This is a genomic window from Halobacteriovorax sp. RZ-2, assembly GCF_043196685.1.
Classification (GTDB): domain Bacteria; phylum Bdellovibrionota; class Bacteriovoracia; order Bacteriovoracales; family Bacteriovoracaceae; genus Halobacteriovorax_A.
Genome location: NZ_JBEBMR010000002.1, coordinates 25203 through 48891, shown reverse-complemented (window position 1 = coordinate 48891; position 23689 = coordinate 25203). Strand labels below are relative to the sequence as shown.

General features: G+C 35.1%; 16 protein-coding genes. 5 read left to right on the top strand and 11 right to left on the bottom strand.

Features of this window, described 5'->3' with window-relative positions:
• Positions 1-71: 71 nt before the first annotated feature.
• The 10 genes from ABMA78_RS06265 to ABMA78_RS06220 all read right to left on the bottom strand — a co-directional run bounded on the left by ABMA78_RS06265 (position 72) and on the right by ABMA78_RS06220 (position 15846).
• A complete protein-coding gene (locus ABMA78_RS06265; protein WP_392858102.1) occupies positions 72-1355 on the bottom strand; it encodes a hypothetical protein in 1284 nt (427 codons plus the stop codon).
• Position 1356: 1 nt separating this feature from the next.
• Complete coding sequence (locus ABMA78_RS06260) at positions 1357-2118, bottom strand: outer membrane lipoprotein-sorting protein (protein ID WP_392858100.1); 762 nt, start codon at positions 2116-2118, stop codon at positions 1357-1359.
• A 159-nt stretch (positions 2119-2277) separates the two neighbouring features.
• Positions 2278-4164, bottom strand: coding sequence for an AgmX/PglI C-terminal domain-containing protein (locus ABMA78_RS06255; protein ID WP_392858097.1), 1887 nt, complete (start codon positions 4162-4164; stop codon positions 2278-2280).
• A gap of 9 nt (positions 4165-4173) precedes the next feature.
• Positions 4174-4434, bottom strand: a complete 261-nt coding sequence (locus ABMA78_RS06250) for a hypothetical protein (protein WP_392858094.1) — start codon at positions 4432-4434, stop codon at positions 4174-4176.
• The gene (locus tag ABMA78_RS06245) at positions 4434-5321 is read right to left on the bottom strand and encodes a tetratricopeptide repeat protein (protein ID WP_392858092.1); all 888 of its coding nucleotides are present in this window, start codon (positions 5319-5321) and stop codon (positions 4434-4436) included. The genes ABMA78_RS06250 and ABMA78_RS06245 overlap by 1 nt, the downstream gene beginning before the upstream one ends.
• On the bottom strand, positions 5321-8149 hold the full coding sequence (locus ABMA78_RS06240; protein ID WP_392858091.1) for a hypothetical protein: 2829 nt from the start codon (positions 8147-8149) through the stop codon (positions 5321-5323). Before ABMA78_RS06240 ends, ABMA78_RS06245 begins: the two co-directional genes overlap by 1 nt.
• Positions 8146-9540: a hypothetical protein gene (locus tag ABMA78_RS06235; protein ID WP_392858090.1), complete on the bottom strand. Its 1395-nt coding sequence runs from the start codon at positions 9538-9540 to the stop codon at positions 8146-8148. Before ABMA78_RS06235 ends, ABMA78_RS06240 begins: the two co-directional genes overlap by 4 nt.
• An 11-nt stretch (positions 9541-9551) precedes the next feature.
• Entirely contained in the window at positions 9552-10265 is a 714-nt protein-coding gene (locus ABMA78_RS06230) for an outer membrane beta-barrel domain-containing protein (RefSeq protein WP_392858087.1), read from the bottom strand.
• 77 nt (positions 10266-10342) lie between these two features.
• A complete protein-coding gene (locus ABMA78_RS06225; protein ID WP_392858084.1) occupies positions 10343-13540 on the bottom strand; it encodes a UvrD-helicase domain-containing protein in 3198 nt (1065 codons plus the stop codon).
• Positions 13540-15846, bottom strand: coding sequence for a PD-(D/E)XK nuclease family protein (locus ABMA78_RS06220; RefSeq protein ID WP_392858081.1), 2307 nt, complete (start codon positions 15844-15846; stop codon positions 13540-13542). The genes ABMA78_RS06225 and ABMA78_RS06220 overlap by 1 nt, the downstream gene beginning before the upstream one ends.
• A gap of 76 nt (positions 15847-15922) precedes the next feature.
• On the opposite strand from ABMA78_RS06220, the gene ABMA78_RS06215 reads away from it, so the two are divergent.
• Complete coding sequence (locus ABMA78_RS06215; RefSeq protein WP_392858079.1) at positions 15923-16771, top strand: Hsp33 family molecular chaperone HslO; 849 nt, start codon at positions 15923-15925, stop codon at positions 16769-16771.
• Here ABMA78_RS06215 and ABMA78_RS06210 read toward each other — a convergent pair.
• Positions 16768-17604 carry a hypothetical protein gene (locus ABMA78_RS06210; RefSeq protein WP_392858077.1) on the bottom strand — a complete coding sequence of 279 codons (837 nt, stop codon included), beginning with the start codon at positions 17602-17604 and terminating at the stop codon, positions 16768-16770. The genes ABMA78_RS06215 and ABMA78_RS06210 overlap by 4 nt on opposite strands.
• 261 nt (positions 17605-17865) lie before the next feature.
• Between ABMA78_RS06210 and ABMA78_RS06205 the strand changes: the two genes are divergently transcribed.
• The 4 genes from ABMA78_RS06205 (at position 17866) to ABMA78_RS06190 (ending at position 23608) form a co-directional block, all read left to right on the top strand.
• Positions 17866-19896: a (Fe-S)-binding protein gene (locus ABMA78_RS06205; RefSeq protein ID WP_392858076.1), complete on the top strand. Its 2031-nt coding sequence runs from the start codon at positions 17866-17868 to the stop codon at positions 19894-19896.
• 133 nt (positions 19897-20029) lie between these two features.
• The gene (locus ABMA78_RS06200; RefSeq protein WP_392858074.1) at positions 20030-21817 is read left to right on the top strand and encodes a hypothetical protein; all 1788 of its coding nucleotides are present in this window, start codon (positions 20030-20032) and stop codon (positions 21815-21817) included.
• A complete protein-coding gene (locus tag ABMA78_RS06195; protein WP_392858073.1) occupies positions 21804-22856 on the top strand; it encodes a hypothetical protein in 1053 nt (350 codons plus the stop codon). The genes ABMA78_RS06200 and ABMA78_RS06195 overlap by 14 nt, the downstream gene beginning before the upstream one ends.
• On the top strand, positions 22853-23608 hold the full coding sequence (locus ABMA78_RS06190; RefSeq protein WP_392858071.1) for a hypothetical protein: 756 nt from the start codon (positions 22853-22855) through the stop codon (positions 23606-23608). Before ABMA78_RS06195 ends, ABMA78_RS06190 begins: the two co-directional genes overlap by 4 nt.
• The last annotated feature ends 81 nt before the right edge of the window (positions 23609-23689 follow it).

Genomic DNA, 23689 nt, shown 5'->3' with positions numbered 1-23689 from the left:
CAAGCTTTGGCGCACAGATGAATGTGATACGAGAAAGCTAGCCGCAGGCGCGGCTTTCGGTTATATTAGCTCTAAAAGAATCTCGTTAATGTAACGCCAAACTCATCATCCCCATCAAGGACGTACAGTCCGCGATTATCAGCTTTTGCATCATCTCCGATAGTCACTCCACGGAAATTTAACTTCATCTTCCAAGCATTGTTTAGGCGACGCTCATAACTTAAGTAGTATAGAGTCTCCCCCGCTCTTTCAAGGTCAATATAAAGACCTAGCATAAACTCATTAGAGTACGCGTCGTTTAGAGCTAGGCGATGACCAATAAAAAGATCATTTTGAAAGATTTGAGCTTGGCTTCTCTTATCCTTACCAACACCTAGAACACGCTGGTATTCAGTATAGAACCCTGAACTCCAATTATTATCGTAATTATAAGTATACTCATGGCCAATAGAAGCTAGTTGATAATTAAAGATCTCTCTTTGACCACCAGTATAATCAATAATTGATACCGAATCATTTACGTTAAAGTCTGAATAAAGGTATTCAAATTTAAATGTTTGCTCACCCCAAAAATAAGTAGCAGCGGTACCATAATCAGCAACATCAAGATAATACGCATTGATATTTCCTGCTAAAAGATCCGGTACTGATGCAGCTGCAAAGATAGGTCTAGTACGATCGATATGATCCATTGCAAAGACAGTTAAGTCTAGATCACCAAACTGATGAGCATAGTAAACTGCGAATTGATCAAATTGATTATCTTCGTCTGAGTCCGTTATCTTATTACCTTTAACAACATTTTGTTTTTGAGGACTAAGGCCATCAAAGATTCTCATTTTAGAATCAGGATAGAAACCTTCTTTAAAATATGGCATATAGATAAACTTCATCGTCCCAATACTTGTGTAGTGACTTAGAACAACAGAAGTTTCACCAAGTTTTTCAAATCTCTCAATATTACCGTCGTTGATACGAGAATTGATAACATCCACAACGTGATATGCTTCAAGACGTGACCACATAAACATATGCTGACCAACTGATGCCTGCCAATTCCCAAAACTACGGCCAATATTAAACTCATTGAAGTCAACATAGCTATTGTCTTGGTACTTCTCATCAGCACGGCCGATAAGAGAAAGATTATACTCCCATCCGCTCCAGTCACCTCTATCTTCTAGAGCAACTTTAACAAAGGCCAGTTCATTTGGTTGATCCTCTCCTAAAAGAGTTTGAGCATCATCAACATAACCTCTAAAGTTTAATGAAACCTCTCCTCTACCATCAGCTAGAGAGCTAAGACTTGATAGAGTAAGTGCACCTGTGATTAATCCGTATATTAGTGTTTTCAATTTACTTTAACTTCCTCTTAGTAAGATCATTCTCATTAACGGCCTTACCAATAACTCTATTCTTCCACTTAAAAATCGACTGCTTCTTATTGTTAAGATTTAGCATAAGAATTTTATTAGCACGCCACATCTTTCTCTTACCAACAGTGTAAGATTTGAAGTCATCCATTGTAGAAGTTTTTATATGTTCATTTCTTTTGTTGTAATACTCTGACTTAACTGGTGCTAAGTACTTTTGAGAAACATAAAGAACTACCTTAGAGTAAGAACTCTTTGCCTTTGCAACTCTTTCAAGTACCCAAACTTTTTGTCCTGCAACCTTGTCATCTTTTAGATATTTATAATTGTATTTTTCAATTGTTTGACCACCGATATCCTCAAACGAGAATTCAGAACCCATGAATGAGCTCCCCTTTGAGCGTGAATTGATTTTCTTAACTCTCTTTAAAGACGGAAGATAAAGCCATTGGTCATCATCTTTTTCATTTTTCCATGTCCAAGTAAGTAGCTTAGTTCCCTTAACATCTAATGGTTTTTTAAACTCCATTAAGCTCTTATCAACACCATCAAATTCCCCTGATGCCCCTAGCATTTCGCGGATAATTTCAACACCACTTGAATCAACTAGGACAAGCTCCATCGTTGACGTGTCACCAATATAACCCTTATTCGCTTGATCCATTTTCCTAGCAATCTCTAGGCCTTTATCATTAGCAAATACAGAAAGTGTTAATAACATTAATAAAAGTTTAACTATCTTCATTAGAAACCTCGTGTTTTTTCGGTATGTTTTCCCATCAGATAGTAGCATTCACAACACAATGATTGAACATTTACTCGTGATAATGACAATGGATTCATTAAATTATTGAAAATATGCCCCTTATTTTACAACAAGGGGCGTTAGTGTTTTTTGATGAATTTAGTAAGCGCTTGAATTTAAGTTAAGTGGTACGTGAACACCAACTTCGGCCCCACCTTTTGGTCGTGGGAATTGAATCGTTTTTAAGTGATTTACAACACAATTTTTAACACTTGGCGGAACACCGCGATCAGCTTTGGCAACACTTGCTTTTGTCACGTTCCCTGAGGCACCGATAACAAACTCCATTCCAAGAACTCCTGAGATACCTTTTTGTTGTACATCAAGTTCTTTTTGGTAGCAGTATCTAAACTGTGGAACGTTTTCCATAAGAATTCTCATGATATCATTTCGATCCATAGAACCTAAAATTACCTCACGATATGGTACACCTGCAATATAAACTTGTTTCTTCTGAACAAGTCCATCTGTTCCAAACGATGATGAAAGTTTTCCACTCGTCTTACTACTTAGTGATCCAACCTCTGCCTTAACATCTGCTTTTTGAACTTGTGCAGAATCTCCAGTTGATAATGCAGAGTTATCATCTGCAAAACTTTCACTTGCACCAGAGCCAGCTTTAAAAGAATTTAGAGCACCACCTTTGGCCATAAGAGAGTTCATTGAAGATGTAAAAGATGTTGATTTGTAGACATCAACTTTCCCGCGACTTTTTCTATTTGTCGCCAATTTCTTCACTGTTGTTTTCTTATTTGTTGTACGTGCAGGCTTAGATGCTTTCTTTTTCTTTTGCCTAACAACTTGTTTATCATTTGGCTTCCCTTGTCTTGCCTTCCCTTTTTTAGGAGTGGACGTAGACTTTTGTCTTGGATCACCCTTGCTCTTTGTCACCTTCTTTGGCTTCTCAACATTAGAGACGGCCTGCTTAATTGGTGCTTTCTTTTCAACTTTCTTTTTAACTTCATTTTTAACAACATTCTTCTTCTTAGTGACACGAAGCTGTTTTGGTCGATAAAGAATTTTTGCGATTCTTTCAGGAACCTTCTCTTTTTCGATTTCTTTATCAACTTTAAAATTTAGCATTCCAGCTGCAAAAACGATAAAGAAAAGAAGACAGAAAATAAGATATTTTCTTAATTCTTTATCACGTCTAAAGATCGGAGCCGTTTTAACGATTGGAGGAGCTTCAGTTCCTCTAATGAAAACCTTTAAGTTATCCTTTTCAAAAATATGGATATCATCACGACGAAGTGAGCTTTTAGCGTTTTTATTATTTAAGAATGTACGATGTTCAAATCCAGGAATAGTTCCAACTGCAACATCATTCTTTCTAATATCTAGAAGTTCAACTTTATCCTTCTTGCCTAGGTATGGGAATTCGATATCATTCCCACGAGCATTTGAACCAACTAAAAAAAACTTCCCATCTTTGTGAGGGATATAATCTAGTGAAACGATTTTCCCATTAAATAGAATAATGACTTCAGCTGCTTCCTTATCAATACTATATTTAAAGATAGGATAAATCTCATCTGGTTCTTCAAATATATACTCAGAGAATTTCACATTATCATCAATACTTAGAGGATAATTTACTTGATACTCTTCATCTTTTTTTATTCTCTCATCATTAAACTTAGGTTGCTTTGGTAAGTTCTTCACAACCTCTTGTGGGTGAATTAGTTGTTGTGGTGGGAGTTGAGCAGTCGAATCAAAAGTGAATGAGTAATTACCAATTGTAATAGACTCCCCACCCTTAAGTTCAGTTGTAACAATTTCTTCACCATTAACTAATACTGGTTTTGAAGAAGACATACTATAGATTGATACCTTGTCAGCAAATTCAATTAGACAATGAATATCATCAATCCCAGCACCTCTCATACGCACATCACAAGAGTCACTTGCTCCTAAAATAATACGATTCTTCTGAGGTAGACGAATATCTTTTTTACCTTTTAAATAAAACGATCTTCCTTGATCCACTTCTACTCCCTAGCGTATACGATCCAAACCTTTCATCATTTCGAGATGAAAATTTGGTTTTGAAGGTAATTTATTTTTAAATTGACGAAGGTAGCGACTCGACACAGTGATCTCGCCTGGCGCTCCAAGTTCTCCATCAACACTAATCTCTTCAAGATTAAATTGTTCAAACTTCTTATATTTATAAACTACTTTTTCCTTAACAGACTTTTGTCCATAAGCATGAGTAGCAAATAGTAATAAAATGGCAGACATTAATACTTTCATCATTACATCTTCCTAACTTGTTGATAGAAGGCCTTATCCTTAGCATTCATATCAGTACTATCTAAATCACTTTGTATTGTAATTGCATGTGCACTCTTTAATTGCTTCAAAGAGTAGTAAAGAGCAATTTTAAGACTTGGAATATCAATATAATCCGAATTCATTTCCTTAAGAATTGTATAAGCATACTTTGGTTTAGCATCAAATAAATATGAATATACTAACGAGTTAATAACATCACGATCATTCTTATTCACTGAGTATAGACGCTTAAGTAGTGAGATCGACTTTGAATACAGTCCATATCTAATGTAGATATTGGCAAGATTAAACATTGCCGTCTTATTATTCTTTTTTAGAATAAGAACTTGCTTAAAGGCTGCAATGGCCTTGGCATCCTTATCTTCATCTACATAGACGACACCAATATTATTAATTGCTGGAATATACTTATCATCTAAAGCAACCGCTTTATTAAAGTACACTTTTGCAAGTCTCTTATTGCCAGACTTATAAGAACAGATACCTTGTTGATTCCAATAAGATGGATTGGCCTTGTACTTCTCGTACATTTGATCAAGTTGAGCTAGTCCTTCTTTCGTATTTCCCATATAACAAAGACCAACTAGTCCCGTTTTCTTAGAATCGATTTTTTCTAGTTTATCTAACTTAACCTTGTCCAGAGACTCATCTTCTAGAACATCATCAACTAGGTCATTAATTAAATGATAATCAGCTTCTGCATTATAGCGAATTTGACTCTTTGGTTTAAAATCAGCATTTGTTAGGTTTTCGATCTGCTCACCATCTTCTAGTTGCTGAGTTGTCCCCTTCTTCGAAGAAGCACAAGAAACCATTAGTAGCATTGAAAGAATAGCTAAATACTTCATTAACGATTCCCCCTCTTATCCATTAAGACAGGCCCTGTCATCGTTGGAAGACCCAGACCTTGTCGCGACAACGTCCCAAAATTTTGTGTTAGAACGTCGTTCTTATTAATTAGGTTATCTAATTCTCTTTTTAACTGACGTGACTTAGTTGCGAGATTTGCTGAAACATTGGCCATACTTGCCTTAAAAGACTTCACATATTCAGCAGACTTACCTGTAGGTGAAAAAGTACCAACATCAGATGAGAATTGATCAAAAGAGTTAATTAAAAGAGAGTAACTCTTAACCATTGCCTCACCAGATCCCATTGCTACGATTCCTGCGACCTTTCCTTGAATACGATCTAAGCGATTAAACTTTAACTTCATCGTGTTATTAAACTTACTCTCTGGAAAACTAAGTGAGATAGAATTAAAGTTATTAACTTCATTTTCTAGCTTATCAACTTCCATCAGTGCGACTTCATCAATTGTTTCAATTGCTAGACTCTTCTTCTTTTTCACTTTACGGTAGATATAGCTAAGCTCTCCTGCATAACGTGAGTTATTCTTCTGTGATCTCGAAAGCTTCGAAAGTTTCCCTACATACTCCGACTTCTTATATAGACTCTTTGTATAAGCACTTAAACGTTGGCGATATATCGTATCGGCCTTACTAAGTAATTTAAAATCAATATAGTAATCAAAGATTTGCTCATATGATGCTAACAAAGTTGAATTCTTGAATCGACACTTAGATTGTTCATCAACAAAGCTAACAGCAGCACTATCTTTTCGAGTAGCAAGTCCCATGACGATGTAGTTCTTAAGCAGGCCTTCTTTATTCTTATCTCTAATCGAACATGTTTTCGATAATAATTTCTGAGTTAGGCCCATACCAGCATCAACTCTTTGTCTTAAAAACAATTCACTAATAATACTATTAAATGATTCGTAGAACTTCGTAATTTCAGAAACAAGCATTTCATCAATTGCACGATCTAACCATTTAGACATAAGATCCACATTACCTGATTCATAGAATAAAACCGCAATATTATAAGCAGCATTTCTTTTGGCCTCGGCAGTACTTTCTTTATCTTTATAGATAAACAAGTAACCTTTTAATGCCGTTACCTTATCACCCTTTTGGTTAGCCTTTTGAATATCTGAGAATTGGGCAACAAGAATAATTTTATTTAAATGAGTAATAAAGCCTCTTCTAAGAGGGATCCCTGTTGACTTTAATTCACCAACAAAGCCCATAAGCTCTGATTTATTCTTTTGAGACTTATGTAGGTCAACAATTCGGCCAATCATTGCCTCATTCTTTGAAATTGCTCTTGGATTTTCCTTGGCATAAACAAAGAATAAGTTCTGCGCCTTCTTCGCGTCTTTTTGTTCATCGACATAATAAGAGAATAGTTTTTCAACGGCCTTATTCTTTTTTACCTTTGAGTCTTCATGCTTAATATATATTGAAAAAACTTTTTCAAAGTACTTTGATCTAATTGATGCAGATGTTTTCTTATCATTTAGTACGACAATCATACCTGCCAGAGAACGTTTAAAGTATACATTATCCGTCTTATCCGAAGAAATAACCTTGTCATACATAAAGAGTGCTTGCTTATACTCAGCTGCTGCATAGTAAGACTCACCTGCGTAGAAGAGTGCTCTCTCACTTAAGCTAGGGTCAACTTCCTGAGAAATGAAGTAGAGTTCTGCTGCAATACGCCCTTTAAACCTCATAACTTTTGGACGTTTTTTATTGTGTGACATCCCTAATTCTTTTTGAAGATGAGCTGCCCTCTTTGTTACATAAAAAAGTGCTTCTTTTCTTTGTTCGGGATTCAGTTTTGTTTTAGTAATTGTTCGAGCGAAAACAAGAAAGTTCTTGTTATTATTATACTTATCGTAAATTTGTAGAAGTTGAACTAAAGACTTCGCCTTATATTCTTCATTCTTTCCATTAAAGGCAGACTTAAACATGCCAGCGGCTTGTGAGTACTTTTGTTTATCAAGAAGAAACATTCCCATATCATAGAAGTTTTTCTCAGGTGTGCCTTTCTCATTCTGATAAAACTGAAGAGCTCTTTTTGTGTCGCCTTTATCAGCATAGAAATAACCTACATCACGTCCGGCCATATCTTTCTTATCAATATACTTTGGACTCTTAGATAGGCTGTGAACTTCTTTCATCTGCTTAATCGCAGTATTCTTCTTTCCTACTCTAAAGTTTGACCAAGCTAGGTTGTATAAGTACTTTGTATACCATTTATCATCTTTAATTTTATAGATGACAGTATCGTAGTATCTCTTAGACTTATTAAAGTCCCCTTCTCGATAGTAGATATCACCTAGTGCAAGACGTGATTTTACACCAATTAGGTCATTCTTTGGCGCCGACTTAACGGACTTAACAAATAATGACTTTGCACGATCCATTTGAACATTCTCAAGTTCATTATAGGCAAGGATATAGTAGATATGTGAGCGGGCCTTTGCATTTGGTCTCTTTTTTAAGATTGCAAGACCAATTTGTTGCGCGCGATTATAGTATGAGCTAGATTCAGCAAAGAACTTCTTGCGATCAATACGCTTCTTATCCTTAATGTCTAAATTAAAGAAGTTTTCATTCTCTTGTTCACGAATGATACGCCCTTTTTCTAAGTTTAGCTCGGCCATACGTAAATCGAGCATTGTATCATTTTTTGAATATCGTTTCATACGTACAAGCTCTTTAAGCTCCATATCGATTACTGAAACAATACGATCTCTTTTGGTATTAAGTTTGATACCAAAAGAATTAAAACTTATAAGAGTTGCAAATAATAAAACCTTAATCATTTCTGACACTCCGATCGAAGAGCAAATACATAATCACCTAATTCATCGGCCCAAAACTCACCATTGAATGACCAAAAGTATTGTTTTGAGTTTCTCTTAAGGTACTTAATGTCACCCCTTGCACCCGTATCTGTAATTCCACTATATAAACGCGCTTTTCTTGCATTTAAAGCTTCGAGTCTTAAGTAACTCAAACCAACAAATGACTTTTCTAACTGAGCAGAAGTTAACTTAAAAACCTTCTTTACATATGACCCGATAAGCTTCTGCTGTAAAAACAGTGAATCTTTTAGGTTGATTGCAAGAATCTTTCTCAGTCTTCTATTTCTAACTTTTTTAATTGATTTAATTTCTCTAAGCCCATCTTTATAACTCTTATAAAGCTGGATGAATGCTGGATCTTTTCTTACGTTCTCAAGAAGTTTATTCGTTAATGAATCGTAATACTTCTTTCCATCAACATAACTATTGATAAATTTGAAGTACCACTCAAGTGAGTTTTTCCTAGCAAGCATCCTATCAATAACTTGCTTAGACTTATCAAATTCTTTGTAGTGATCATCAATGATATTGGACATATCATCATAAAGACATAATTTATAATAACTAAGCGCTTTTAAAACATTAATCTCAGGATTTACAACATAACTAAGAACAGGAGCTTTGTATGTTACAAGCTTACCAAGAGTCCTGTTATAGTCTCCCTTGTAATAACTATTCCAAGCCTCTTCAATTAGTAATTCAGGCCATATATATGATCTTTTATCAATATCAATAAAGGCAAGTTCTGAAGCTTCTAGATTTCTTTGCTCATACTTTACTCGAGCAATACCGGCCAAGCAGTAGTCTTGATTAATTTGTAGTTGCCTTGCGCGAACTTCATCATTACTACTTGTTGATTGATCAATACAATTTTCAAATGCACCGACTGCTGCTTTAAAACTTCTTAGCATCGTAAACGCTACACCTTCAAGGTGTAAGGCAAATGGTTTAACCGGGTGTGCCGATGGGATTGTTCCATTTAATGTTTGTAATGCTTCTTTATACTTTCTTCTCTTAAGTTGTTTTTTTGCAAGTAAGTACTTTAGTGTTGGAGAATCAATATTCTTAAGATAGCTCTCCGGTAACAGGATAAACTGTCTATCCCCTACCTTTGATACAACTTGCTCAAAAAGATATTCGAAATTCTTATTCGTTCTTCCTTTGTATGTGACCAAGTACTCTTTCACATAAGGTACTGCTGTGTGATACATCTCTTTATCAATTAATTGCTTAATGATATTTGGATAACGAGTAATACGATTCTTTGATTTCGTTAAATCAGTCCATATTGACTCAAGAGCGTAAGCCTGACCCAATATTAGAAATGTTATAAGCGCTTTCTTAAACACAATAGCTTCCTTTATAAGTCAAACTGAACAGCGAAAGTAAGATCAATATTTGAATATAATTGATCACTCTCTGAACCAGATTCCCTCGCAGGTGCTGCTTGATATAGGATTCCGTTTATATCTGCTCTAATACTCCAAGATTGATTAATATAGAACTTAGTTGAAACATCCCACATTAGTCCTGTGTGAGACTCGTCAATCGTTAGACCAGGGTTTGGAGATCCGGCCCTAACCTCTGGACCGTTATTTGTTTCGTTAAGTTTTGCGAAACCTAGACCAAAGATCCAATCGACATATAAAATAGTGTTGAATGTATTAATTTTAGAATAGAAAGGTGCCCAAGTTGCCATAACACCAATATAGTCATTTACAATTCTTCTAAATGGAATGGAACCACTTCCTCCACCGTTACTATTTCTAACTGAAGCGGCCGTATCATTTTCTTCACCTGAATTTGAAGAATAGATAAATTCGGCACCAAGTTCTTCACTAAAAAAATAACCAGCTCTTAACTGCATTGATGTTGAGTCAACGAATGCACCAGAAAGGGTCTTACCAAAGCCCCCACTCACAAAGAAGCGTTGCTGTTTTTTGAATTTACGATTTTGAAGTACGTAAATTTCTTTATCTTTATCTAGCCATGAAAAATTGTAGAGATCACTTTCTGCTGCGAAAGTTTTAATCGTCATAAAAGTTAAAAATAATACAAAGATCATCCTAATCATTTTAGCGTCCTGCCTTTCAAATAGTTGGATTTACAGAGATTATTTTAACATAAGATGTTAACTACAATTTAAGTCGCTTATTGGTGGCATAAATTTCCATACGTGCATGATGAACAGTGTGGAATCCTTTTTCCGACTAAGTCAGTAAGGTTTCGCCATGTCGCAAATAAGTCAACTTCAAGGCCGGCCACTGAAACTTCTTCCTCGATCACACGTTTTTGATCGAGAGCGAGAACCTTTAACTTAATTTTTTCAGTAACTTGCTCACCAACTAATACCAGACCAAGCGCATATGTCTTTAACTGGAAGAAGTATGATCGTAACTTATCATCATCAATTAAACCTGACTTAAAGTCCCAAATTTCTATTACCTGACCATTTTGATAAAGGAGTCCATCAATAATTCCAGTGATCATCTGGCCAAAGAAAGAAAATTTAATTTGGTGTTCACTTAAAATTTTATCGTGGGATGATTTTTTAATCTCATCACCTACCCAACCGACAATTTCAACCTCATCAGTATTATTAAATTTTAAATCACGCCCTTTAATTAAATTTTCAACAAGAAAGTGAAGTCGATTTCCACGATCAACATCTGAAATACCTTGAATATGTGGTAGCTCAATTTCTTTTTCTTTTGCAAACTCTTTGAGATCATCCTCTAATTTTAAAACCTGATTTAAGTAGAATTTTCTAGAGCAAAGAGCTAGTTCTGATAATTTCGTAACTGAAAGCTCAGAAATTAGACCGATATCCACTTTGTTTTCAATATTCTTAACTCCTAAAGGATCCATAAAGTAAATTGGTGGTCGCGTTGCTTCAGCAACTTTATACTCTAACTCAAAGCTATCAAGAGAAACTGCCTTCATTTGATAATTTCTAAGTGGGACAATCCAACTATTATCCGAATGCTTAACATCATCACCATTAATACTAATATCGAAATATTCAATATTTTCGACGGCCCTTGTACAGGCAACGTAGAAGAGTCTTTTCGATTCAGAGAACTCTTTTTGCTTCTTTATTAACTTCTCTAAAATCAGATTAGGTGATGAATTCAACTTTTTACTATTGATATCAGCACTCCAAGACAATGCTCCAGGTAGTGCACCAAACTTTGATTTATCCACAACAGTACGTCCATTTGTGTGAATACCACCTAAGATGATCGTATCGAACTCTAATCCCTTAGAAGCGTGAGTCGTCATAATTCTCACTTTCGGTTGAGAAAGATAAGAAAAGCTCGCACTGTAAGAGTCCTTTTCTAAAGATTTAAGAATTTTATATATTTGATCAATATCACCCTTGGCTCCTCCAATAATTCCATTTATTTTTTCGGAATTATTCTTGTAAGCAGAACTTGATAGACCTAGATCAAATACAAATGACCAAAATGCATATTCAATATTACTATTGAGATAAGTATCTTTCATCTTTATTAAATTTGGTACATCTACACTTTGGTATGATTCATAGTAGTGGCTACAAACACCTTCAATAATAAAATTATAGTATCGAGCTATTGCCTGAAGCCTCTTTTCGTCAGCACCTTCTTTAACACCTTCAATTAAGAAATTCACAAAGGCCTTAAAAATAATAACAAGAGGGTCTTCACCATATGGAATTTTAACTTGGGCCACGAATGGGATTGAAGCCGACATAAGATTAGAGATCAGCTGTTTTGAGGGTGCAAGAGTACGATACAAAATACATATCTCTTCACTAGGGTTTTCACTCTGCTTTCGTTTAATTAGCTCACAAATTGCTGCAGCTTCAATATTGTCATATACAGTGGAAGACTTCTTTTCTAATTCAAGCTCTAAATTTACCTTGTGACCTTTTACAGTTCCAAGCCCTGCTTCTTTTACATCTGGAAAGTTTTGATAATCCACTTTTACACTATACTGATCATGACCTTGATACTTTTCCCCTAGGCAAAAAATCGTTTCAAAGAACTGGTTATTAAAATTTACAACAGCTTCTTCAGATCGATAGTTATTAGACATATAAAGATTTTGAGGAATAACTTTTTCCGTTTGATTAAAAACAGCAATTTCCCCACCTCTAAATCCATAGATGGCCTGTTTTCTATCTCCAACACACATTAAGCGATTAAAATTTTCACCAATAACATGTTTAATAATTTGATACTGGCCTGGAGAGGTATCCTGATACTCGTCGACAATAATATAATCAAAGTTTTCTTGGCATAGCCTACGTGACTCTTCGCTCTCTTCTAATGACTTAAGTGTTAAGTATTCAATATCCGAAAAATCAAAACCAGGATAATTATAATAATGCTCTTCAATATAATTAAATAACTCTTTATATAGAGTTAGCCACTCACGATATATTTCTTTATTTTCAAAGAAAGCATCGTAGTTTTCAGATTCCTTATCATAGAACTTCAATAGAGAGTTACATTGATCAATAAGCTCTCCAACCTCTAAAGGTATTCCCTTCGATTTTCGAGGTTTGTTAGACTTATAGATTTCACAAAAACGTTTTATATTTTCCCAGCTATAATTTTTAGACAAGAAAAAAGATTCAGACGCACTAAGGTGTTTCCACCAAGCTTTCTTGCTATGCTCATCAGAGTATGTATCGCTTGAATAGTGATTATTGAAGACTTCGTTACAACCAAGTAAACCTAATATATTATCGAAATACTCACTTTCATTGAACGAGACATCATTTACATCGATACTAGACCATTCATACCTTAGCTCAGGACTAGCGAAAACAAATTGCATCGAACTGATTAGGGCATCGATATTCTTTAAGAAAATCTCAATCTTTTGTTCTTTCAAATTACGAGCGAACCACTGTTTGGTTAGCTCTTCAATTTTCACATTGATTTTGAAACGATCAACAATATCAAGGTTTGCAGGTGCACCAAAAATATAACCACGTTTAATTAACTTTAGACAAAAACTGTGAATAGTTGAAATCCCAAGTGACTCAAGTGCTTCATCAATTATTTTCTTCTTTGTGATATCATCTACATTTGAAAAACGATCAAACATACGAGACTGTAACTCTCCGGCCGCTTCTTTTGTAAACGTCATCACCACTATTTTAGAAAGGTATGACTTAAGTTGTCCTAAAATATCAGTATTGCCTGCTTCAAAAAGAGCATCATATTTCTTCTCAATTAAATAAGCTAAGTGTTCAATAATAACTCTAGTCTTTCCCGATCCTGCTCCAGCATTAAGAAGTACACCACCATTATGCATGACTGCTTTTTCTTGTTCTGAATTTAATTGAATGGCCATTACTTATCTCCACCTTTTGCACAAATTGGATTTGCAACACAGAAGGTACATATACTAGAGTTTTGAGGAGTTGCCGGCCATGACTCCGCCCCTCTCATTGAAACCATTGTTTCACTCATAAACTCGTTGAACTCTTCTTTCTTATAATTCTCTATTCTATTTGTTCTTGAATGAAACTCATTAAAAAACTTTTCTTCACCTACAAATATTGAATCCTTTAAATTTTCCAGACAGAGGTAACCTCCACCTTTCAAATGGTGTTCCACTCCCCATGCTTCAAAATAGGCAAGAAGCTGAATCTTTCTGAATTCATTAATATCTGTTTTTGATGGAACCGCTCCACCTGATGTCTTGAAGTCATAAATATAATAATCACTTCCATCTTTAATCACTAAGTCGATGGACCCCTTATAGCTTTCGTTTACTTTTGAGATATCTCTTTCAAAGAAGAACTCTACATTTGTCTCATTTTTAATTTCTAGTAGTTTATAAATAATTCCACTGCAGTAAGATTCAACAGAGAGCTTTAAGCTTTCAATATCAATTTTTTCAGGAAGTAGTGACTTCTCATCAATAAATCGTTTAAAGGTATTAGAAATTAACTCCTTAAGTATTCCTCGATCATAATGACTGTGTAGTTCTAGATATGACTCGATAACACTGTGATTAATTGTCCCAATGTAGCGACGATCAATAAAAGCTGACGAAGAGACATCGAGATCAACACGTTGTGCGTACTTTAGATGCCACTTTTTTGGACAATCAATATATGTCTGAATAAAAGATGGTGATAGTTTTTCAGGGATAGTAGCTTTTTTGCCATAGATCGTTTCAAAACTCTTTCTTTCACTTCCGTCCATATGTTCCGGGTTTAATGCAACACCCTCAAATAAGTTTTCCGCTATCGAGCTCCCATGAGTTAAGCCTTCTTCTAATATTAGATTTCCACCACTATTGATAAATCGTCTAAGCTGATTTCTTAAAATTACAATATCAAGGTTCTTACTTTGTAGTGGGCCAAACGCACTAAAAATAACAAGAACGTCATTTGAAAATCTTTGAGAAGAACTTAAGGCACCTAAGTCATCTTTAGAAATATAAAGGTATTGTTGCTCAGCATTCTCAAAAGTTAATAAATTGTCCCTTGTTCCGATTGTACCGGTATCAGTCATTGAAATATTAACGACAGATGTTCTTGGAAGATTTAAGCCTAGAACTTCTTTTAAAAGCTTCAAGTCAGCGTTATAAATATTTTCATTCACTGTCGCCTTCTCGCTAAAGCTAATCACTTCTTTCTTGAAAGCTAGAATCGTTTTAAAGAGCATAAAGCCCTTTTCATTCATATGAGAAAGAGCAAGCTTATCTAGGAAAGTAATTAGTTCCTCTGCCCTTAGATGACCTTTGTTTAGATTAAGCTGTTCTTGAACTTTTGAAGTAAGTTGATCAACACTAGTAAAGAATAGTGCAAAGTCAGTTTTAAACCTTTTTTGCGCAAGAAGAATTGAGTTCACTTGAGTTAAGTCTAAACCATTAGAAAAACTTAAAATTTGTTTTTCACCTGAGATTAAATCACTTAAATATTCAGCACTTCTTCCGGAAGGGATTGAAATATAATCACAAGATATCCCCTCTAACTCTTCTACCTCTTTTGTTTGTTCAAGCTCAATCCAATTTGGCCAAAAGATTTTATTATCACATTGGTTAAAAACAGATTTTTCAAATGGGACAAAAACATTGGCCACTTTCCCCATCCCTTTTAACATATCAATCTGATTTGCATTAAGGTGGTCAAAACCAATAAATATATAACCCACATCCTCTTGCGGCCTAAAGCTTTCACTCACTAATTGATAAGACTTTTGTTCATCAACAATATGAAATGTTTCAAGGTATGTATGAAATCTCATTAAACCTGAAATACAATCTTTTTCAAGTGTGGCCAACTGGCTCAACTCTTCGATAAGAGCGCCACTTAAGTCAAATGAGCGAACTTCGGTGAATAGCTCAAAACAAAAGTGAAACTTCTCATAATCATCATTGACGGCAGATTTCCAAAATGTCCAAAGATCAACCATGAGTTCAGACTTTGAGAGTTTAGTTTGTTCATCAGTTAAACTAATATGATCCGATAGAAACTTAGCAACTGTGATGGTTTCACTATTCTTTGCATGTCCTTTACGAATAAGATAATCGCGATACAAGTCTGAACGCTGTGGCGAAGGACAAATAATTTGCCAGTTAGCAATATTTTCATTTTCTACAAATAACTCATCAAAATGATTTTTATATAAATAGAGGTTTAACACGTAACATTACCCTTTTTAAATGACACTTTAAGCAAAAAACGATATATACAAAAGCGCCTACAAGGAGAATTTTACTGTGATTAAAGAAAGCCGTCTATTCAACTTCATTAATAAAGAGAAAACCTTCGCAATTTCTTTTCTAGAAGGTCAAAAAGTTATCCATGATCTAGCACTTATTCACAGTGTCAACAATCAGGGTTTTGGATTCTTTAGAGATTGTACTCTTTCAATTCTTCCTATAATTAATTTTTTAAAGCCTCAAGAAAATATGGGAATCTTCATTGATTCAGAGAATCCTTACTTTCGCTTTAAACTAGAGATGAATCAGGCCGGTTTTTTTAGAACGCTAATTCTTCCAGAAGATCTTCCGGCCGTGCCAGAAAAAATTAGTGGCAAGCTTAGAACAGCAAAACAATTCCCATATAGCAAGACTCCATATTCGAGTATTATCAATGTTGATAATCGCTCTATCAAAGAGCTTATGAATGACTTCTTTGATAAATCTTATCAGATGAAGTCTCAAGTTATTATCAGTGATGACAGTGACCAGGTTATGCTTGTCACAAAGCTTCCTGAAGTAAATGTTGATAAAGAAGAGGTCGTTGAGTCTGTAAGCTTAAAAGATTATATCAAGCAAAACAAAGAGAACTTCGATAATATTTTCAAACAAGCTCTAAATGAAGATAATGAAATTCAAAAAGCTTTTGAAGCACTCGATTTTGATTTCCTGAAATCAACAGAAATTAAATTTAAATGTAACTGCTCAAGAGACCGCATGGTCACAGGAGTAGCAGGAGTTGTACGCTCTAGTGGTTTTGCTGATGTATTTCATAATGATGCTTCAATTGAAACGAAGTGTGATTACTGTAAAACAGCATACCTGATCACAAAAGAAGAAGTATCTAGTATTTTAAATCTACACTAAAACGGAAGAGTCGTTTCTTCTGATCTCCAGAAGAAGCGGCCGTTTAAGTCCGACTCAAGATAGATCCCACAAAAATTTTCAGCAAGTGCACCATCGGCCCAAACAGGAGACATCAGTTGTGATTTCTTATTTGAAGCAATTGGAATCGACTTCCACTTCTTATTAACCCTGCGCCAATCAATAGCTTTTGGAGATACTGAGCTTACAACAATCAAGTAGTCATTTGTTGCACTAACCTTCTTTCTTACCTGAACTAAGAAGTTATTTAGGTATGACATATATTTCGCAAATTCTTTTGCATCCTGTCTTTTTAAAATTTCATAAAGATCGTAATCAACAATATTTACAAAGCGACGATTTGAATCACTCATTGAATCAAAGATATGTTCAAAGAGATTCATCGTATTTGAGAAACACTTATTACCGCGACAAGATTGGTCTTTGTAAATTTCACCAACCTTGTAATCTCCTGACTTTTGAAAGTGAAAAGACTTTGCTTCATTTACAGTTTTTGCTCCAGAAATGAATAAACGAGTATTTTGATAAAAGTTTGCATTACACTTATTTATCTTTCCTAAGTTCGGCGCCTTCCCTCGGTAGATGACCGAGTTACTATATCCAGAATTAACAAACACATCCCAAAGGCTCTTTCTTTGGTATTTATCACATGTTTGGTTAGCCAAACCGTAACCATTAACTTGGGCCAGCAGTTGGTCCTCAACACTTGGAGTAATTGTCATCATATTATATGACCACATTTTTCCAAAGCACGCGAAATTTTCTAACTCAGTCTTGGCCGTATAATTTAGGTTTTTAAAATGCAAATAACCCATGTGCTCTTCGCTTAAACCGGGTATTTGAATAAAAATTAGATTTTGTGGATAGTTATTAAACGAATGTTTCTTTAAGTTAATCGTATTAACTCTTGAACATGAAAAAAATATTCCGAGAAGTAATAAAAATATTAAGTTTTTTTTATCGTACATCATAATTTCCGACTCATTAAATAGGGATTCTTATGATATATTATCATATATATAAGATTGAAATTATTAAAATTAATATTCACGTTTAAAAAGTAAGCGAGGGAAGAAATGAATCAAACTCTTGATGCTGCCACGCGAGAAATATTTTGGAATATTCCATTCTCGTTTAAGGTTGTCATGTACATCCTATTTTTTGCAGCAGTCTTTGTTATGTTCAAAGGCCTGTATCAAAAAATTCAATTTATCACTGGAAAGAAAGGTGTTGATGCCATCAAAGGCCTAAAAGACCTTCTACCAGAGAAACTAAACTGGGGAGCATTCTTTAAGACAATGCTTCTAACAGGTAAAGTTCCACGTTTTAGAAATGTTGCAATTTTTCACGGCCTAATCTTTTGGGGATTTGTTATCCTTTGGATTGCCACGGACCTAGTTGCCATTCACGCTGATACTCCTTTTAAAATTTATAAAGGACCTGTTTATATCGTTATCTCTTTCCTAGCTGATATGGCAGGACTTATGGTTCTTGCAGGTATCGGACTTGCATACAAAAGAAGATATATTGATAAGCCTGATTACCTACAAGCAACGAGACCAAAGCAAGAATTATTTATGTACGCTATGCTAATCTGTCTTGTTGTTCTTGGATACCTAATTGAAGGTGTTAGAATTATGGGAACAGGAATGCCAGTTGGTGAAGCAACATGGTCTCCAGTTGGTTGGTTCCTTGCGACAATTTTTTCAGCAATCCCACTTTCAGAACAAACTTGGGCATACACTTACCGTGGAATGTGGATGGTTCACATGGCAAATACAATGTTATTTGTTGCTGCATGTGGAACAACAAAATTCTCACATATCTTCGTACTTCCGTTTGCTGCACTAGTTACTCCACCAAGACGTGGTGCAGTTCTTGAGCCAATGAATTTTGAAGATGAGACAGCTGAAACTTTTGGACTTGGTAAAATCTCAGAGCTTACTCTTAAGAACAAACTAGACCTTCTTGCATGTGTTGAGTGTGGACGTTGTACACAAGTATGTCCTGCAAATCTTGCGGAGAGACCTCTAGATCCTAAGAAGATCATTACAAAAGCTCGTGACCTTGCTTTTAAAACAGCGGCCAAGGGTGAAACTGACGCAGACTTCTGGGAAAATACAACTTACTCTTCAATCGAGCTGGACTCATGTACGACATGTGGTGCTTGTATGGAAGAGTGTCCTGCAAATATTGAGCACGTTGATATCATTATGGGTGCTAAGAGATACAAGACTCTTACTCTTGGTGAAATTCCAGCGGATGCAGCAACAGCAGTTCAAAAAGTTCAAATTAACGGAAACCCTTGGGGTATCTCTCAAGATGATCGTTTCAAATGGGCAGACGGCCTTGATGTTCCTGTAATTGAAGCAGGCAAGAAAGTTGATTACCTTTACTACGTTGGTTGTGCAGGTTCATACGATGCTTCTAACCAGAAAGTTGTTCAAGATACGGTTAAGCTTCTAAAGAAAGCAGGTGTTTCATTTGCTGTTATGGGGAAAACTGAAAAATGTAATGGTGACCCAATCAGACGTTTTGGAGATGAGTACTCATTCTTTGAAATTGCGATTGAGAATATTGCTAATATGAGACAATACGACTTTGATAAAGTTGTAACACACTGTCCACACTGTCTTCATACAATTGGTAAGGAATACGCTAAATTTGATGATGGTGACTTTACAACAGTTCACCACACTGAACTTCTTGCAGACCTACTACGTTCTGGAAAATTAAAGCCAGAAAAGAAAGTCGAAGAAAATCTTACTTTCCACGATCCATGTTACCTAGGTCGTCACCACGGTGAATACAATGCTCCTAGAGAAATTCTTCAGGCAGCAGGTGTTGAGATCAAAGAAATGGATAAGAAAGAAGATACTGCCCTATGCTGCGGAATGGGCGGTGGAAATATGTGGTACGAAGTTGAAGCTGGTACTGATTTAGCTGCTGGACGCCTTGAGCATGTAGGTGAAAAGAAAGTTGATAAATTAGCTACGGCCTGCTCTTTCTGTATGATAAACTTTAAGGGTGGAATTAGCGAAAAAACAGGTACAGAAAACCTTGAGATTGAAGACGTTGCTTCAATCCTTGCAAAAACTATCGATTAAATCAATTATACTAGGCTCAGTTCTAGCTGGGCCTAGCTTTTTTCAAAATCAAATACTCGCCCAAACTACTCAAGAAAATCAAACCAGTCTATTAGAAACATTTGAAGAAAAGTTAAATTCTTTTCAAAATGAAGTGAATGAGAAAATCCTCAATCCACCAAGTGACAAGGTAACTTTTAGACAAAATTTTAAAGATGAAGAAAGCATTGAGTTATCAAAGAGGCAATTAAATGCAATCATTCTTTATAGTGAACAAGACTATACTGAATTATTTCATGTGAATAAGTGCTCAATATATACCCTGTTAAAAAATCGACTTATTCGAATCAATAATCGACCTCTTTTAAATGTTGAAACAACGATTACATCAGGAAGCTCGACTTCAACGGCCCTCGTTCCAATTGATGCCTTCTTAGCACATTATTATAAGAGCAATTGTCGACTCTCATTTAAGCAGTCTCGCCTATTTGAAAAAGGACTCTTGAAAGATACATTCAAAAAACTAACTCCTAAATTTCCGAGGAATCAAACTCAGTGTCTTGATCAATATAAGGATTTAAAGAGCAATATCAATCTTGATCATATCTGTAGTGCCCCCTACACAATTGAGTTAGCAGACAATCTCTCACAAAAGCTAAGAGATAATTCCCTTAGTATTTCAGAGCGAAGCTATATCAACTCCCTAAGACGACAATCTAAGACCTATACTGATGAGATTAACGACAGAGACATTTTATACTTTAAGAATTTTTGCAGTAACTTAAGTCGTGAAGAGTTATTTTGTAAAAACTATTCTAAGCAAGATTTTTGGTCACTAATTATAAATAAACAAAAGTCTCCTGATTACATTGAAGTCCGCTGCCGTAATATTCTAGCAAAGAGTTCTGAAGAAGATAATTTGAAGGACCTAGATTATCTAAAATGTATTTCACTTTTACGAAAAGAACCAAATCGTTGTATGACTCAGGGGCCAGCAACAGGATCAGTACTTTACCCTATGCCTAGCTGTCATGAGATTTCTGAAACATTAAAAATCTCAAGACTAAAGAACAACTTCAATGACTGCCCAAGAAATATTGGTAATTATGCTATCGTAAACGGTTCACGAGTGATTAAGCATTTTGCAACTAATGACATTAAGAGCAAAGATTGCGTATTCCCATCTTATGAGAAGATCTATGGCCTATACCTAGAGTCAGATGAAGAAGATAAGTGGCCACTTCGTATTTGTTATAGTTCTAACAATGGGAAAAAGTGCTTACCTTTTATTCCTGGAAATTCAAAAGAGAATTACAATGCTTTAAATATGGTTGTAGCAAATGCGCTATTCCAAACTAAAATTGTCTCAACCCGAATCAAGTGTGAACAAGTTTCTAAAAAACAATTTAATCCACTTCGATTAAAATATAAGGCAGGGTGCTGGATAGTTCCTCAAGAGCTGGCCTGTCGATCAGAGAGTTGTAAATACAATGTGATGATTGATAACCGTAAGGCACTTGAGATCTGGAGTGAGGGCTCTCTTGCCTTTGACTACTTCAAGACAAAGTACAACTCTTCTGATGCTGATATTCACAGCAGAATTCTTTCTGTTTTGAATATTAAAGAACAAGAAATTAATTCACTGACTTCTTTAAAATTCTTTTTAGATAACAAAAAGAATGGAATTATTCACGGCCAAGGATGTGCAGAGGATATCTACCCTTCTCATTACCAACTAAGAAAGATCGGAATTTGTACACCAATGCCATTTATTATTGATGGATATAAAGAGATTAATAACAATACTTATTTAAGCTTTAGAAGTGCCATGGATGATATTAATTCTCCTCGTTCCGTATTGTGGGCGAATGCCTTTACAGCTCTTTCTAGGTACTCAACATTGAGCCCTTTGAAGAATTGGGAGTTATATGGCCTTTACTAAATTTACAAAGATCATTATTTCATCTCTTCTTGCGACAAGCGTGCTTTCAAAATCAGCACTACTTGAATTATCCACGAGACAAAATGTTCACAATCTAAAATATGACGATTTAAATGGGATTACTTTCTACTTAAAAGGAAAGAATGCAATAGCCTACTCAGCAAAGAATCGCGCCAACACAGTTTTAGAAAAGAAGACTGATAGCGAATTTGATGTCATCAAGGTATCTGATGATCTCTATATTATTAGCGTTAAAGGTGGACACTACAAAGACTTTTCATACATCTCTGAATCAGAAATATATTTTTATCATATCAAAAAGAATCAATTAGACTTCGTTGGAAAAGGTAGCTACCCCAAATTCCATCATAAAAGTAATTATATCTCTTACACAAAAGAAGACGAAAGTAAGCTATTTCTTCAGGTCGTAAATATAAAGAACAATCTCGATCGCTTCTCAATTCCACTAGTAACAAAAGACATACTTCACCAGAGTGAAGTAGAAATTTTTGATGATAGTCTCATCTATTACACAGATAAGAGTCTAGAATTCAAAATCAATCTTAATATCTTTAATAATCGTTCTAAGAAGAAATATCTTCTTCATCAGTTTGATAAGGCGAATAAGGTTGTCAGCCTCGCCAGTTCCGACAAGAAAGTATTTATCCTTGAGTCATCTGGTGGTCAAAATCCATATATGGATTTAACAGAGTTAGAAAAAGGAAGGGTTGATTTTACGAAAAGAACTCCACTCATTAACACGCAATCTGGACCGGCCTTTAATTTAAATATTTTAAATAATGAGCTATTTTTTATTCTGACGTTAAAAAGTGAGAACTCTAACCTCTTTAATCAAAGAGAGATTGTCTCTTTCAACCTAGAAGATAAGAAGCTCTACCAAAGAACTGATTTGAACTATATTTCAAATATTGTTCTTCATAATAAATCAATCTTAGTTCCTTATAAGGACAAGATCTACTTATTAAAGAATAAAGAAGGGAAATTTAGTATCAATAAAGAGATTAAGTCAAAACTATGAGATTACTAATCATATTACTTATCACATTCAAAATTTTTGCATCTGAACCAACACAACAAGAGCTAAAGTTTTCACCAAGCCTTAGTCCGATGCTTAAGAATTTAGTAACAGAGCTTTATCTCAATAGTAAGATAAACCAAGAATATATTATAGGCCTTAGTAAGAATCTGACCTCACCACTTGATAATGATTTTATCGAGCTAATGATTTTAAATTCCATCTTAAATACAAAGTTAAATAAGCAGTATGAACACGTAAATATCTCTCAAGCACTCTACAACGAGCTTGATCAGAATATTAAATCCATCGAAGTTAATCTACCATTTTCAAAAACAATATCTGCGAAGATTTTAAAAGATATTGGTGAGTTATTAACAAATAGAAATTTAAGAGAGTACAACGCCTATATTAAGAATAGAGATTTAAAAGTTTCACCAGAGTTAAAGGCCTTCATGAACCGAATCAGCTATCTACAATATTGGATTGATACGCTAAGAAAGCCAAACTCTGTTCGTAATGTAACACTATTAAAGACAAACCTAGAAATTCTCAACTCGCTAAATCGTAATTTAAGCATTACGGCCGCGACTTACAAAAAAGATAATGATATCTCTTATATCTCGATAAATGACATTGATCTGATCAAGGCCAGAAGACAAGTTGATAAGCTTCTCTTTAATAACGCGCCCGACAAAGACCCTGATTACAAGGCCCCTCAAGAGCTGCCAGAGCCCGTCGAAAACTGGGAGTAAGGTTAAAGGTGGCGTGTACTTTTTGGGGATTTCAACTATTTACCCATCTATTTTTAAAAGAAATAACGTGTATCCTATGAT